The following is a 12845-nucleotide window of genomic DNA, read 5'->3' as shown; positions in this document are numbered from 1 at the left end:
CTGGATGGAGGGGTCGCGCGGGGAACTGTGGTGTTTGACGTGCGGACCGGCCGTGGCTGGTCGCGCAGTTCCCCGCGCCCCTAGAAGATGGGCGGTTCCTCTTGCCCTAGCTGGACGCCGGGACCCTCAGTGCCGTCCAGGTGATTTTGCCCGGGATGCCGTCCGCGTCCTTGCCCTTGAAGCCTTGTTTTTGTTGCCAGGCCGCGTAGGACCTGCGGTCGGCCTCGGTCCATTCGGGGCTGGGGCCGTCCTCGTAGCGGCCGCAGCCCTCGGCGACCAGGCGGCGGCCCATGGCCGTGATCACGGGGGACTTCTGGCCGATGTGGAAGAAGCCGCCGCCCGGGAAGGGCTCGTACGAGGGCCTGGGTGCGGGCTTCGGGTCAGGGGCGGGTTTCCCGCTGTCGCCCTTGCCTCGTAGCCGCTCGCCTATGCGCCCCCGCATGCCGTCCATCGTGAAGCCGCGCGGGTCCTGCTTGCCCGGCTGCCACTCCTTGTGGCCGATGACGGAACGCTCGCTCCAGCCGTGGGCGCGGCAGATCGCGGCGGAGACCTTCTCGATGGCCTCCTTCTGGGCCTCGGGCCAGGGGTCCTTGCCGTTGCCGAGGTTGATGCACTCGAAGCCGTAGAAGTGGCGGTTGCCGTCGGTGTCGGCCTCGTTGTCAGGGGGCAGCTTCGTCTCGTTGACCACGGCGCGCAGGACGTCGCCGTCGCCGAGGCCCGCGTGGTTGGCGCGGCCGTTGCCGACGAGGTGGACGTGGCCCTTCTTGTCGATGACGCCGTGGCACAGCGGTCCGGGCAGGCCCGAATAGCCGTCGTAGCAGATGTCGACGGAGGCGTCGGTGCCGGAGGTGACGGTGTGGTGGATCATCACGCCGTTCATCGGACCCCAGGGGCCCTTCGAATTCCGGTTGTGGCGACGCCAGTTGCGCACCTCATGGACCGTCAGGCCCTCCGCGCGCAGGATCTCCACCAGCTTGGCGGCTGTCAGTGGCTTCGCCATTACTTGTCTCCTTCCGCGGCTGCCTCCGCCTCGGCGGTGGTCTGCGACCTCCCGCCGGAGGGGTCGGCCTCCGCCGCCTGTTCCTCCTGTCGCGCCCGGGTCTCCGCCGCGAGCGTCGCCTCGTCGGCGGCCGGGATGCTGCTGGCGAGCGGGCCGAAGGCGAGCCGCAGGTCCAGTGCCTCGCCCTCGCCCTTCACCAGGGCGAGGGGCGCGAAGTGGCGGGCGATGCCTGCCGGGCCCTGGAGCAGCGGGCGGCGCGCCTGGTCCACCGGCCACTCGACGCTGCCGGTGGCCGTACGGGCGGGGACGATCCAGTGGTCGCCGGTGCGGTACGTGCCGCCCTTGGCGAAGTAGACCTCGACGCCGTCCTCCAGGGGCAGCCACTCCCCCTCCGCGACGGGAACTGCCCCGCCCCGCAGGGTGGTTGACCGGCCCTTGCGCTTCGGGCCCTCGTGGTGGTCCCAGCGGCGCAGGAACGGGTGCAGGTGCGGCAGGCGTCCGACGCCCGGCTCCGGCTCGGCGGACAGGCGCACGCGGCGGCCGGGCAGGTCCAGTTCCTCGACCCTCAGCAGCGGCAGGGGTTCGAGGCGGGAGGCGTACGCGGTGTCGGTGAACTCCACCCGGTCGCCGACGTCCAGGTCCAGCTTGTCGTCGTGGCCGAGGGACGCCAACTGGACCCAGGTGCCGTCGAGTTCGTCGACCGGGAAGACCACGGAGCCGTTCTCGCGGGACCACTTGAAGGTGGCGCCCTTCGACCCGTTCCCCTTCGACCCGTCCCCCTTGGTCTGCTCGCCCGCCGTGCCGCCCTCGTGGACCTCCACGCGGTACAGCTGGTTCTCGGGGCCGCGGTAGCGGGAGTCCGGCTTGACCAGGCAGGGGTCCTCGTCGGCGTGGTCGGGCCGTTCGCTGCGGGCCGCGAGCCGGGCCGTGGGCGCGGACTGCTTCTGCGCCCAGCGGGCGAAGGCCGCGCGGACCACTTCCTTGGAAGGCTCGGTCTCTTCGGTCTCCAACTCGTCGAGGGCGAGCGGCAGGACCTGCCAGACGATCTTGGCGCGGGCGGCGGTGTCCGGCATGGCCGCGCCGAGCGCGACCTCGCGCAGCGCCGGGTCCTCGGCCGCGGTGACCGACCGCTCCCACACGTGGAGGTAGACGACGAACGGGGCCTGGGCGGGCGAGGGCAGCCGGTCACCGGGCTTCTCCGGGTCGCGGTGGCCGTCGGGCTGGTCCCAGTAGGTCCAGTAGGCGGGCTGCTGCGCGGAGTCCTGCGCCTTGTCCTTGTCCTTCTCCTCCTCGTCGTCCTCGTCCGGTACGGGGACGCCGGGGGCCGGGCGGTCCGCGTCGCACAGGATGCCGTCGACGTAGTAGCGGCCGCCGTGGATGTGGAGAGTGTCGATGTCGTGCTTGCCGCCGACGTACTCGATGCGGAAGCCGGCGGCGTCGCGCGGGCCTCCGTGCTGCCCGATCAGGTCGGCGGTGAATGTGCGGGCCTGGTGGAGCTGGATCGCGGTCTGTTCGTTGGCGTCGGCGTCGAGCTGGACGCGGCCCTGCTGGGCGATGACCGCGGAGTAGTGCCGCTCCGGGCGGAACGTGGAGCGGGAGAGGTCTGCGTGCATGAAGGGGATCCCCCTGGTTCAGGAATTGCGTGCGGGTTCTGGGGCGCGTCGAGTGCGCGTGGGGCGCGTGGGTCAGGTCACGAAGAAGATCCCCGCGTCCGTCCCCGCGGGCGTGTACTCCGCGAGCCGAGCCCGCAGGCTGTCCTCGCGCTGCGGCCGGTACAGGTCGTGGAAGGCGCCCAGTTCGGCCCCGTCCTCCGCGCCGCGCCGGATCTCCTCGGGGCTGCGGTCGGCCAACAGCCCGTACCAGGGCGTCCCGTAGCGCTGGGAGGTGAACAACGGCCGTACGCGGGAGGCCTGTTCGGGGCCCGCCAGGTCCGGCCGGCAGCGGTGGCGGCGTGGCGTACGGGACCCGGTGGGCACGTACGAGAAGCGGATGCAGCCGATGCCGCGGCGGGCCACGTGGAGGCGTCCGGTGAAGATCGAGTTCTCGGCGATCCGGACCGCGTGGGTGTGGATCTCGCCGATCACGGTGGTGCGGTACAGGTGCAGGACGGCGTGGGCGTGCCGGCAGTCGGGGGCGGAGAGGGCCTCGCGGTCGTCGGCGGTGGCGTCGAGGACGCTGTCGCGGAGGTGGATGTCGAGGGGTTCCTCGGAGACCTCGTCGCCGATGACCTCGATCGTGCCGAGGATGCTGTGCTCGACCTGGAGACACGCGGTGGTGCGTTCCAGGACGATGCTCGGCTCCTCCGGCGAGTGCGGGTCGCACTCGGGTTCCAGGGACCAGCCGGGGACGAGCGTCGAGTGGCGGACGACGACGGCGCCCATCGGGCCCGTGACGTTGATGCCTCGGCCCGCGACGAGGAGTCCGTCGAGGACGATGCGCGGTCGCTCGCCGGGGGCGCAATCCTCGGACACGGCACGGATGTTGAGCGCGTCGGGGCGGTTGCTGTACCAGTCGAGGAGGCGGATCACCGGCCGGGTGCCCTCGGCCGCGCGCAGTTCGAGGCGGTCGCCCGGGTCGAGGTCGAAGTCCAGCTGCTCCTGGTAGGCGCCGCTGTGCGTGATCTCGATGATGCCCTCGGGACCGCAGCGGCCGGCCCGGCGGTCGTTCTGCCAGGCCCGGTAGGCGTCCATGATCTGCCGGTACGTCTCGCCGGGCCCGACCCGGAACACGGCGGCGTCCGGACGCGGTTCGCGGTCCCGTACGTACTCGCCGCCGCCCATGTCGGCGCCGAACGCGTAGTGGTAGTCGACCCAGACGCCCTTGCGGGGCGCGGTGCGGGCGCCGAAGGCGATCCGGCCCAGCTCCGGGTCGACCGCGACCTGGCCGCGCTTGGGCCGGTAGCGCCAGTCGGACAGGTCGGCGACCACGATGTCGGCGGGCGGTACGGGCCGGTCCTCGCCGTCGCGCCGGATCACGAAGCTCTTGCCGGGGCCGTAGTAGTCGGCGAGGCGGTCGTGGAGCTGACGGCGGCGGATGAAGGCCGGGACGTTGTCGATGGTCGCGATGTGGGTGGGCGACGGCTCCGGGACCGGCTTGGTGACCAGCGGGGTGTCGTTGCCGAGGATCGAGAAGGTGTAGAGGTTGCGGGCCCGGTCGATGCAGTACGCCGGCGAGGACGTCAGCGAGTACGCCTTCAGCCGCCAGACGAAGAGTCCGACGCCCGCCGGGGTCCAACCCCCTTGCCGGTACCGGGAGTCGGCCCTGCGTACGTCGACCGAGCGGGCGACCGCGCCGAAGGGGCCGCCCGCCAGGTCGAGCGCGGAGCTGTCCCTGACGTCGGCCGTGCGGCCACGCGTCCCACGCTCGGCGCCGCCGGTCCCGTACAGCTTCACGGGCTGGTGGTGGGAGACGTGGCGGGAGAGTTCGACGGCGCGGGCGGGCCAGTCGGCCACCCGCTCGGAGAGTTCTTCGAGGAGGTGGAGGGTGCCCTTGCGGCGGCGGTTGGCGACGGTGGCGGCGACATCGCGGCGCGGTGCGACGGCCTCGGTGAGCGCGGCCGAACTCCCGCCCCGCAGACCGGTGGTGAGGACACGCTCGTAGCCGGGCAGTGTGCGGTAGCCGACGAGGTCGCCTAGGTACGGCAGCACCCAGGGGGCCGCCGTCTCGACGAACAGGTCCTCGTAGCCCTGCTCGACTCCGTCGCGTACGAGGTCGAGTTGCTCGGCCATGACGGCGAGCAGGGCGCGCAGCGGTTCGCCCTCCTGGGCGTCGCGCAGCCGGTGCCACTGGGGCAACAGCTCGGCGAGTCCGTCCGGTTCCCTGGACATCACACGGCCTCCGTCTCGAACTTGGTGTGCCGGGACATCACTTGACCTCCGTCAGAATCAGGGTGTCCGCGGCCTTCGGCGACAGCAGGGCGAGCCGCGCCGGGCGGATGCCGCGGAAGACGAACACCGAACGGCCCTTCGCCAGGCGGCGGGTGTCGGTGATGTCGGGGTTCAGGCGCAGGAGTTCGGCGAGCGGGACGCCGTGCCGGGCGCAGACCTCCGAGAGCGTCTCGCCCTCCTTCTTGCGGACCGTGTGGATCTTCTCGTCGTACGTCGCCCCGCGCGCCGGGACCGATGCCTTCGGCAGGCCTGGATTCGCGAGGAGCTTCGTGAGTTCCTCGGGGGTCGCGGAGGCGGGGACGCCGGTGAAGACGTCGACGTCCACGTAGTCGACGCCCGGCACCTGGTGGGCCGTGGCCAGGATCTCGGAGAGGCGGGCGGGCTGCCCCAACTCCCGTCCCTCGAAGCCGAGTCGGCGCAGCAGGGCCTGGCGCAGGCGGGGTTCGACGATCTCCCAGGTGTGGTCGGGCGCCAGTTTCACCTTCGCGGCGACGAGGAGCGCGACGAGTTCACGGACGTCCACGCGGACCGGGAGGTTCGGGTCGCCGTACTCGGTGAGCGCGCCGCGCAGGGCGCGCAGGAGATCCGAGTCGTCGGCGATCGGCACGTCGTCCGTGCCCGCGACCGTCACATGGAGCACGCGCCGCCGTCCGTCGAAGAGTTCGCGCGCGGCGGCGCGGCCGATGCCGGCCCGGGAGCGTGAGAAGTCCTCGTAGTCGGCCTCCGACACCAGGCGGTCCAGGGCCGAGACGGCCAGCGGGACCGTACGCCTCGTCAGTGCGGGTCCGTCGGCGTCGGCGCCGCCGGTGGCGGGGCGTGGGTTGGTGACCGCGGTGACGCCGAGGGGGCGGGTGAGGGCCTGGGTGATGCGGCCCGCGGCGACGTTGGCGGCCCTGCCGGTGCCGAAGCGGTAGCGGGCGCGGATGTTCTCGTGGCCGCTGGGCAGGCGGGCGCCGTGGACGCCGTCGCCAAAGGTCACGGTGGTGCGGCCGTCGGCGGTGGTCCCTGTTATGTAGACGCGCTCGCGCGGGCCGCGCCCGGCGAGGCTGTCGACCTCGTGCCAGAGCACCCCGTCGACCCTGACCTCCAGGACCGGGGTGGCGCCGAGGGGGTTGTCGTCGGCGAGCCAGGTGAGCGGGGACTGCCAGAGCGCGAACGTCTGGTTCGTACGGTCCGAGTCGCCGCTGCCGATCGGCTCGTCCCGGCCCTCGCCATGGGTCGCCTCGACCACGTTGCCGAGGATCCGCACGCTCTCGCGGCGGTAGCGGTACGCGAGGTCCGCGGTGAGCGTCAGCCTCGTGTGGACGTGGTCGCCGGGCAGTTGGGGATCGACCGCGGGGTCGGCGGCCGCGATGGTGACGACCTCCGTGGCCTGCACTGCTGCCGCGCCGGGGATGTCGCTGCGCTCACCGCCGACGATCAGTGTGCGGCCCGGCCGCAACCCGTCGTACAGCTCGGCGAGTTCGATCTCGTTGCCGTGCACGTCCTCGCCCAGCGGCTCGTCGGCCAGGCGCAGCGGTTCGCCGTCCGCGTGGACGGTGGTGTCGCGGATGTGCGAGAGCAGGACGTCGAACTCGTCCAGCCACGGGTCGGCCAGGACGAGTTCGGTGCCGCGTCCGGTGATGCCGTAGTTGGTGTAGGCGGCGGTGCGCGCGGCCACGACCTTCGTGGTGACGAACGCGAGCTTCTTGTCGCCCGGGATGCCGCCCTCAACTCCCTTGCCGGGCCGCTGGATCGCGACCCAGCTGCCGACCGTGATGCCGTCGTGCACACTGTCCAGTTGCAGGACCCGGCGGTTGGTGGGCTCCGGCTTCGAGGCGATGACCACCTCCACGTTCGGCGCGGCACTGCCCACGGTGTACGTGAGGCTCACCTCGTACTCGCCGTGCGTGAACCGCGCCGGGACGCCGGGCCGGAGGGCGACCTGCTCGGACGTGCCGTTGTGCACGCCCACGTGGACCAGACCGTCCGCGTCCGGGCGCGACACGAAGAGGGTGCGGTTGGGCAGGCCCTCGCGGAGGACCGCGGTGACGCCGGGTTCCTGGGAGTCGGTGGGGCGCCGGTTGAGCCAGCTCAGCTCGCGGTCCTGGCCCGCCCGGGTGGACAGGTCCACCTCGCCCGCGCCGAGGTGGAAGGTGACCGGCGCCGCGACCGGCAGGTTCTCCGCGCGCTGGTCGGAGCTGGCGCCCTCGACGTACTGGAACTCGGCCCGCACCGGGATCCTGCCCGCCGTGTCGAACACGACGCGCATGGTGACCAGGGCGGCGCCGGTGAGGGGCCAGTCCGCGGTGCGGATGACCCGGCCGCGGTCGTCCTGGACCGGCTTGAGCGGGGCCATGGCCCCGAAGGGGGCGGTGGTCACGCGCATCGCGAGGAGTTCCCGCAGGAGTTGCGGGGTGCCGGGGGCGGCGGCCGTCCGCCAGGCCGGGTAGAGGCCGGTCAGGCCGGGGTTCAGGGCGGAGAGCAGCCGGGCCGTGTCGGCGCCGGGGCGGCGGGGCCCGGTACCCACCGTGGGTGCCGGTGCCTTGCCGCGTAGGGCGGGCAGGACGGAGCCGAGCGCTTGGAGCGCGGCTTCACGCCGGGCGAGGGGGGTGGGGGCAGGGGGAGCCGTTGGGCTGGGTGCGGCGGTTCGGCTCGGTGCCGCCGTTCGGCTCGGTGCCGCGGTTCGGCTCGGTGTCGCGGTCTCGCTTGTTGCGTACGTCGCGCTCGTTGCGGCGTTCGCGATCCGGCCCTGACCAGCCCCTACCGCCGGGCCCTGACCGGCCGCTGCCGCTGAGCCCTGGGCGTCCGACATCGATGGGCCCGGGTCGTTCGTCGCTGCCGAGCCCTGCTCGTCCGTCGGCGGCACCGGCTGCGAGGGGGCCAACTCCAGGGCCCGCTCGGCCAGTTCGGCCAGGACGGCCTCCAACTGCTCGAACCACGCCGCGACATCCTCGTACGGCGTCGCGAGGACCTGTGCCTCGCCGAGGCGGGCGACGGGCTCGGCGAGTCGGGCCGCGAGGCTCTCCGAGGTTGTGATCGTGTCCAGGTCTGCGCGCAGTGGGGCGAGGACCTGGTCGTCGAAGTCCTCGATGAGGCGGCTGACCGGGCGCGGGTTGGGGACCTCCGGGGTGGGCGGTTCGTCGCCCGGCTCGCCGGGGGCCTCGGGTTCGGCGGTCCACCGTCGTACCTCGTCGACGAGTTCCCTGAAGGTGGGCGGGGCCGACTGGGCCAGGGCGATCGCGGTGATCTCGTCGTCGCGGTCGATCCGTACGCTCGCCACGGGCAGCAACGTGCGTTGCGCGCCCGCCCGTTCACCGAAGACGAAGAGCAACTGGTTGCCGGTCTGGAGGGAGTTGGCGGTGCCCTCGACGAAGAGCTCGGAGCGGCGCGCCAGGTCGGCCGGGGTGACGAGGGAGGGGCGGCGGCGCCGGACCTTCAGCTCGTTCCAGTCCCAGCGGGCCGTGAGGTCGCGGCTCGTCTCGAAGGTCTGCGACTCCTCGTCGGCGGACGCGGGCACGCTGTGGCTCTGCGCGCCGCGCGGGATCACCACGGGCAGGGTCTCGGCGCGCGGATCGCGTTCGAGGCTGTACGCGAGGTGGGTCGAGGCGGCGACGCCGGGCCGCGGCCGGTGCCCGACCAGTCGGCCGAGCAGCGCCAGCGAGCGGTGCTCATTGGCCGTGCGCAGATAGGCCTCGTCGGCGATCCGCTCGGAGTGGAAGGTGAGCAGGTCACCGAGGACGGCGGTGGCGTCGAGGAGACCGATGGCCGGGTCGTCGGGGGTGCGGACCGTGAGCCCCTTCAGGGCCGGGTACGCGGGCGAGGCGAGCCGGTCGAGCTGGGCCGCCAGGAAGGAGCCGTACGCGCCGACGCGGTAGTCGAGGGCCGTGCGGCCGGGAGGGTTGTGGAGCGGGGCGGGGGCGAGGCGCTCGTCGTGGCCGCCGCACGCGCCGCCGCAATCGCACGTACCGCCGCCGGACAGGCCGCCACCGGACGCGCCATGGCCGCACGCGCCGCCGCAGGTGCAGTCGTCGTCGTTCATCGGGCACCTCCGAGGGATATCGCAAGGCGGCCGTTCTCCGGCCGGTCGGGGTCGTTGTCGCAGGTGGCGATCTCCAGCGGGCCGAGCCGCAGCACGCCGTCCTCCCTCTCTCCTCGGTCCTCGTGGAACAGCCTTCGAAGCCGCGTGACCTCGACGCTCTCGACGCCCGGCACCGCGGCCGCGACGGCGACCAGGCGGCTGAGCCGGACCGGTTCGCCGAACGTCAGCGCGTCCGGGTGGAAGAAGCCGAGCCGCCCGCCCGACAGGCGTCCGCTGCCGAGTACGCGGTACAGCTCGGCCAGGATCTGCCCGTGCTGGTGGCCGGGCTTGGCGCACACCGTCAGCGCGATGTCCAGCGGCACCAGCCGGGCGGGGCCGACCACGAGGTCGTGGCCGATGCGCCGGTACGCCTCAAGGGCCTGGGCCACCTCGGCGAGCAGCCCGTCCGAGGGGGCGCCGGTGCCGTACGGGTCGACGGCGATGTGGGCCTCCTGGACGCTGCCGGTCCAGCGGATCGCGGCGGCGGCGCGCTGCACCCCGGGCAGGGCGGAGGCGAGGGCCGCGTAGTCCTCGGCGGTGACCGCGCGCAGACGGGTGCGGCGCAGGTCGAGCGGGGCCAACTGGCGCACCTGCTCGACCGGTTCGGGCTCCGTGCCGCCCACGGCGGGCAGCGGGTTGCGTACGCCGGCCACCGGCGGCTCCTCGCGGTCGCCGCTGTCACTGTCACTGTCATTGCACAGGACGAGGTGGTTGATAGCCTCCGCGCCGACGTTTCCGGCGGTGCCTCCGCCGAGCCGGTAGCGGAGTTCGAGCCGGGCGCCGGGGGTCGGACGAGCGCCGTGCCGGCCGTCGCCGAAGCGCAGGGCGAGGCGGCCGTCGTCCTCCAGTTCACCGACGAAGTGCCGGTCGCGGGAGGTGCTGTCGAGGAGGTCGCGGCGCGGCTCCCACGTCACGTCACCGTCACCGTCACAGTCGCCGTCGCCGTCGCCGTCGTGGAGCCGTACGGCGGGCAGCGCCTGGCGCGGGTCGTGGCGGAGCGCCGCCGAGGCGGGGCCGCACAGCACCAACTCGTCCGGGTGCAGTCCGGCGGCGTACGCAGGGCCCCAACTGTGCGCGATCTCCCAGGCGATGTGCCCGTCGAGGACCGTGCCCGCGCGGGCCCGTGCCGTGAGCACCTCGACGCGGCGCAGCTTCTCGTCGAGCAACTGGTCGCTGCGGAAGAGGAGTTCACGCAGGGCACGGACCGGGTGGAGGTGGAGTTCGAGGTGCTCCAGTGTCTTCAGGCCGTAGATCACGGTGAGTTCGGCGATCTCCTGCTCGCCGAGCCCGTCGCGGTCGCGGGCGCTGCGCCACAGCTCGACGAGGCGCTGCCTGACCCGTCCGGGGATGGCGGCGATCCGCTCGGCCTGGCCGGCCGCGACGGTCCGCGGGTCCGGGAACGGGACGGCCTGCGTCACGGGCGAGCGGCCGAGGACCGGCCGGAAGCGGGGCGCGATGCCGGGGTAGACGGACTGGGCGAGCAGGGTCCTGAGGGCCGCGACCTGCGCGTACGCCGTGCCCGGCACCACCCTTTCCTGCCGCTGCCCGGCGAGCTCAAGGCCCAGGCCCGCGCGTACGGTCGCGTCCTCGCCGACGGCGTCGAACAGCTCTCGGACGTCGTCCGGGGTGAGAGGGTCGCCGCATTCGGCTTTGTCCGTAAGGGAGTTGATGAGCCGGGCGGGCGCGTTGCCCTCGTCGCGGTCCCGGCAGCCGAAGGCCGGGGGGTCGCAGGAGCCGACGACGGCGGGCACGGGCGGCACGGTCACCCTCTCCGGCAGGCCGTCGCCGCACCAGTTCAGGGAGCGGCCGTGGTCGACGAGAACGACATTGCCGCGTGCGAGCGTCACGTCCTCGACGGGCTCGCAGTCGCGTCCGCCGCGGGTGGCGAGGCAGAACGGGAAGCGGAGGGCGTCTCCGGCGGCCCAGGTGACCTCCAGGACGGGCTGGTCCTCGATCCGGTCGACGCCGGGGGTGACGGAGGTCAGGCGAACGGCCTGCCGGTGGGCGGGGTTTGCGTCGCCGGGAGTACCGGTGCGCGGGCCCTTCACTTCCTCCAGGACGAGCAAGTCGCCCGGCTTCAGGTCGAGTCGGCGCTCCTCGCAGGTCTCCGCGTCGCGCCACTCGTCGCGCAGGGTCGCGGCGTTCGCGCCCTTGGGCAGGGTGGGCACCTCGCCGCCCCAGGTCCACAGACGGATCGCGTTGTGGGCGGCCCGCAGCTCCAACGGGTCGGCGGACGCGACCGGTTCGAAGACCTCCACCGATCCACGCTCGTCGAGTTCGGCGAGGTCCCCGTCGTCGATGACCGTACCGGGCTCCGGCCGGTCGTGCGGGTCGAGGGTGCGTACGTCGACGGAGGCGAAGCGGTACGTGCCCGGCAGCAGCGTGTGCTCGCCGGCGGTCTCCACGGTCACGTACGCACGGGAGTTGGAGCCGTCGTGCATCGCGTAGTCGATGAGCCGGACGTGGCGGCGTACGGAGACGCGGCGGCGCGCGGTGTCGAGGTACGCCTCCGTGGCGACCGCGTCCTGCTGGTAGCTGATCTGGTCGCCGGTGTACGCGAGCAGCTCGACGAGCGTCGTGCCGAGGTCGGCGGGGCTGCGCTCGATCCAGTCGGGCGTGGTGAGCGCGAGCCGGTCGAGGAGCAGCTTGCGGATGGTCTCGTAGTCGCGCGCGGTGTAGTCGACGACGGGCGCCTCCGGGAAGGCCTGTTCGTGCTCATGCCCGTCCTCGCAGTCGAAGGGCGTCGGGCAGTCGGGCCGGAAGGCGAAGGCCGCGCTGTGGTAGCGCTGATCGAAGCCTCGGTACGGCTCGGTCCCCGGGCGTCCGTACGGGTCGGTCTCCACGAGGGAGAGCCGGTAGCGGGAGGTGTCGCCCGCGCGGTCGAGGGTGACGTACAGCCGGTCATCGAGTTCGGGGTCGTCCTCGCGCTCGACGCTCACGTCGACGACTGTGATGTCGGTGAGTCCGATGATGCGGCGGCCGCCGTCGATGCGTACGTTCTCGGCGCACAGGCCGTGCGGGGCCTTGCCAAGGAAGGTGACGGTGAGCGTGAGCCCGTCATCGCCGACCTCGACGGCGTCAACTCCGTTGAGCTGGGCGGCCCTTACCTTCGACCGGCGAGAGGTGGTGGTCGTACCCGTGCTCGTCATGCCGCGGGCCTCCCTTCGAAGACGTCGTCGCGGCGCGTTCCGGTGGAGCGCACGGCGTACGAGAGATGCACACGGACGGCGTTGTCCTCGCTGACCACGTCGAGATCCTCCACGTCGATGAGGTCGCCGAGCCAGCGCTGCAAGGAGGCCTGCACGGACAGTTCGAGGGTGCTGGTGAGTTCGGGGCTGTTGGGCGCGAACACCAGGTCGAGCAGTCCACAACCGAAGTCGGGGCGCATCACGCGCTCGCCGGGGCTGGTGAACAGCACCTGTTCGATCAGGTCGCGGACGTGCTCGTCGTGGCGGGCGTGCGCGGTACGGCCACGGCGGTCGGCCCGGAAGGGGAACGCGATGTCGCTGCGCGGGCGGGTGCGTGGGCTCATCGGACGGCCACCTTTCGGCGCTCGGTCTGGACGACCGGCGGTCCCTGCGGCACGAAGGCCGCGGTGAAGCACTCGGCCGCGGAGGTGTCGAGCAGCACGGACGCGCCGTCGACCGTGACGCCGGAGCCGTCGGCCGCCCAGCGGACGGCGACGCACGGCACGGGCACCCCGTCGACGGTGTGCGGGCAGCCGGTGACGACGTACCCGTGCGCGGCCGTGGCGACGGGCATGCCGTCCATGAGCACGGCGGAGGTGGATGTGGTGGCGGTGGTGGCGCGGCCGCCGTGCGGGCAGCTGATCACGGCACCGGTGCCGAGCAGACCGCCGGATGCCCCTGTTGCGCTGGACACGTGATTCGTCCCCCGT

General features: G+C 72.9%; 7 protein-coding genes. All 7 read right to left on the bottom strand.

Features of this window, described 5'->3' with window-relative positions; translation table 11 throughout:
* Window positions 1-106: 106 nt before the first annotated feature.
* Window positions 107-1000 carry a peptidoglycan-binding protein gene (locus tag OHA11_RS38300; RefSeq protein WP_266504254.1) on the bottom strand — a complete coding sequence of 298 codons (894 nt, stop codon included), beginning with the start codon at window positions 998-1000 and terminating at the stop codon, window positions 107-109.
* Window positions 1000-2613 (bottom strand): DUF6519 domain-containing protein, encoded by a 1614-nt coding sequence (locus tag OHA11_RS38295; protein WP_266504252.1) that lies wholly within the window; start codon window positions 2611-2613, stop codon window positions 1000-1002. Before OHA11_RS38295 ends, OHA11_RS38300 begins: the two co-directional genes overlap by 1 nt.
* A 72-nt stretch (window positions 2614-2685) precedes the next feature.
* Entirely contained in the window at window positions 2686-4827 is a 2142-nt protein-coding gene (locus OHA11_RS38290; protein WP_266504250.1) for a hypothetical protein, read from the bottom strand.
* 37 nt (window positions 4828-4864) lie between these two features.
* The gene (locus OHA11_RS38285) at window positions 4865-8908 is read right to left on the bottom strand and encodes a putative baseplate assembly protein (protein WP_266504248.1); all 4044 of its coding nucleotides are present in this window, start codon (window positions 8906-8908) and stop codon (window positions 4865-4867) included.
* Window positions 8905-12096: a putative baseplate assembly protein gene (locus tag OHA11_RS38280; RefSeq protein ID WP_266504246.1), complete on the bottom strand. Its 3192-nt coding sequence runs from the start codon at window positions 12094-12096 to the stop codon at window positions 8905-8907. The genes OHA11_RS38285 and OHA11_RS38280 overlap by 4 nt, the downstream gene beginning before the upstream one ends.
* The gene (locus tag OHA11_RS38275; protein WP_266504243.1) at window positions 12093-12479 is read right to left on the bottom strand and encodes a GPW/gp25 family protein; all 387 of its coding nucleotides are present in this window, start codon (window positions 12477-12479) and stop codon (window positions 12093-12095) included. The genes OHA11_RS38280 and OHA11_RS38275 overlap by 4 nt, the downstream gene beginning before the upstream one ends.
* Entirely contained in the window at window positions 12476-12829 is a 354-nt protein-coding gene (locus OHA11_RS38270) for a hypothetical protein (protein WP_266504241.1), read from the bottom strand. The genes OHA11_RS38275 and OHA11_RS38270 overlap by 4 nt, the downstream gene beginning before the upstream one ends.
* Between the last annotated feature and the right edge of the window lie 16 nt (window positions 12830-12845).

The organism is Streptomyces sp. NBC_00878, from assembly GCF_026341515.1.
Taxonomy (GTDB): domain Bacteria; phylum Actinomycetota; class Actinomycetes; order Streptomycetales; family Streptomycetaceae; genus Streptomyces.
This window is presented reverse-complemented; position numbering and strand designations above follow the sequence as displayed.

Coding starts and splice junctions, on each gene's coding strand:
- OHA11_RS38290 (WP_266504250.1), bottom strand. CDS start 4,827: ATGTCCAGGGAACCGGACGGACTCGCCGAGCTGTTGCCCCAGTGGCAC.
- OHA11_RS38285 (WP_266504248.1), bottom strand. CDS start 8,908: ATGAACGACGACGACTGCACCTGCGGCGGCGCGTGCGGCCATGGCGCG.
- OHA11_RS38280 (WP_266504246.1), bottom strand. CDS start 12,096: ATGACGAGCACGGGTACGACCACCACCTCTCGCCGGTCGAAGGTAAGG.
- OHA11_RS38300 (WP_266504254.1), bottom strand. CDS start 1,000: ATGGCGAAGCCACTGACAGCCGCCAAGCTGGTGGAGATCCTGCGCGCG.
- OHA11_RS38275 (WP_266504243.1), bottom strand. CDS start 12,479: ATGAGCCCACGCACCCGCCCGCGCAGCGACATCGCGTTCCCCTTCCGG.
- OHA11_RS38295 (WP_266504252.1), bottom strand. CDS start 2,613: ATGCACGCAGACCTCTCCCGCTCCACGTTCCGCCCGGAGCGGCACTAC.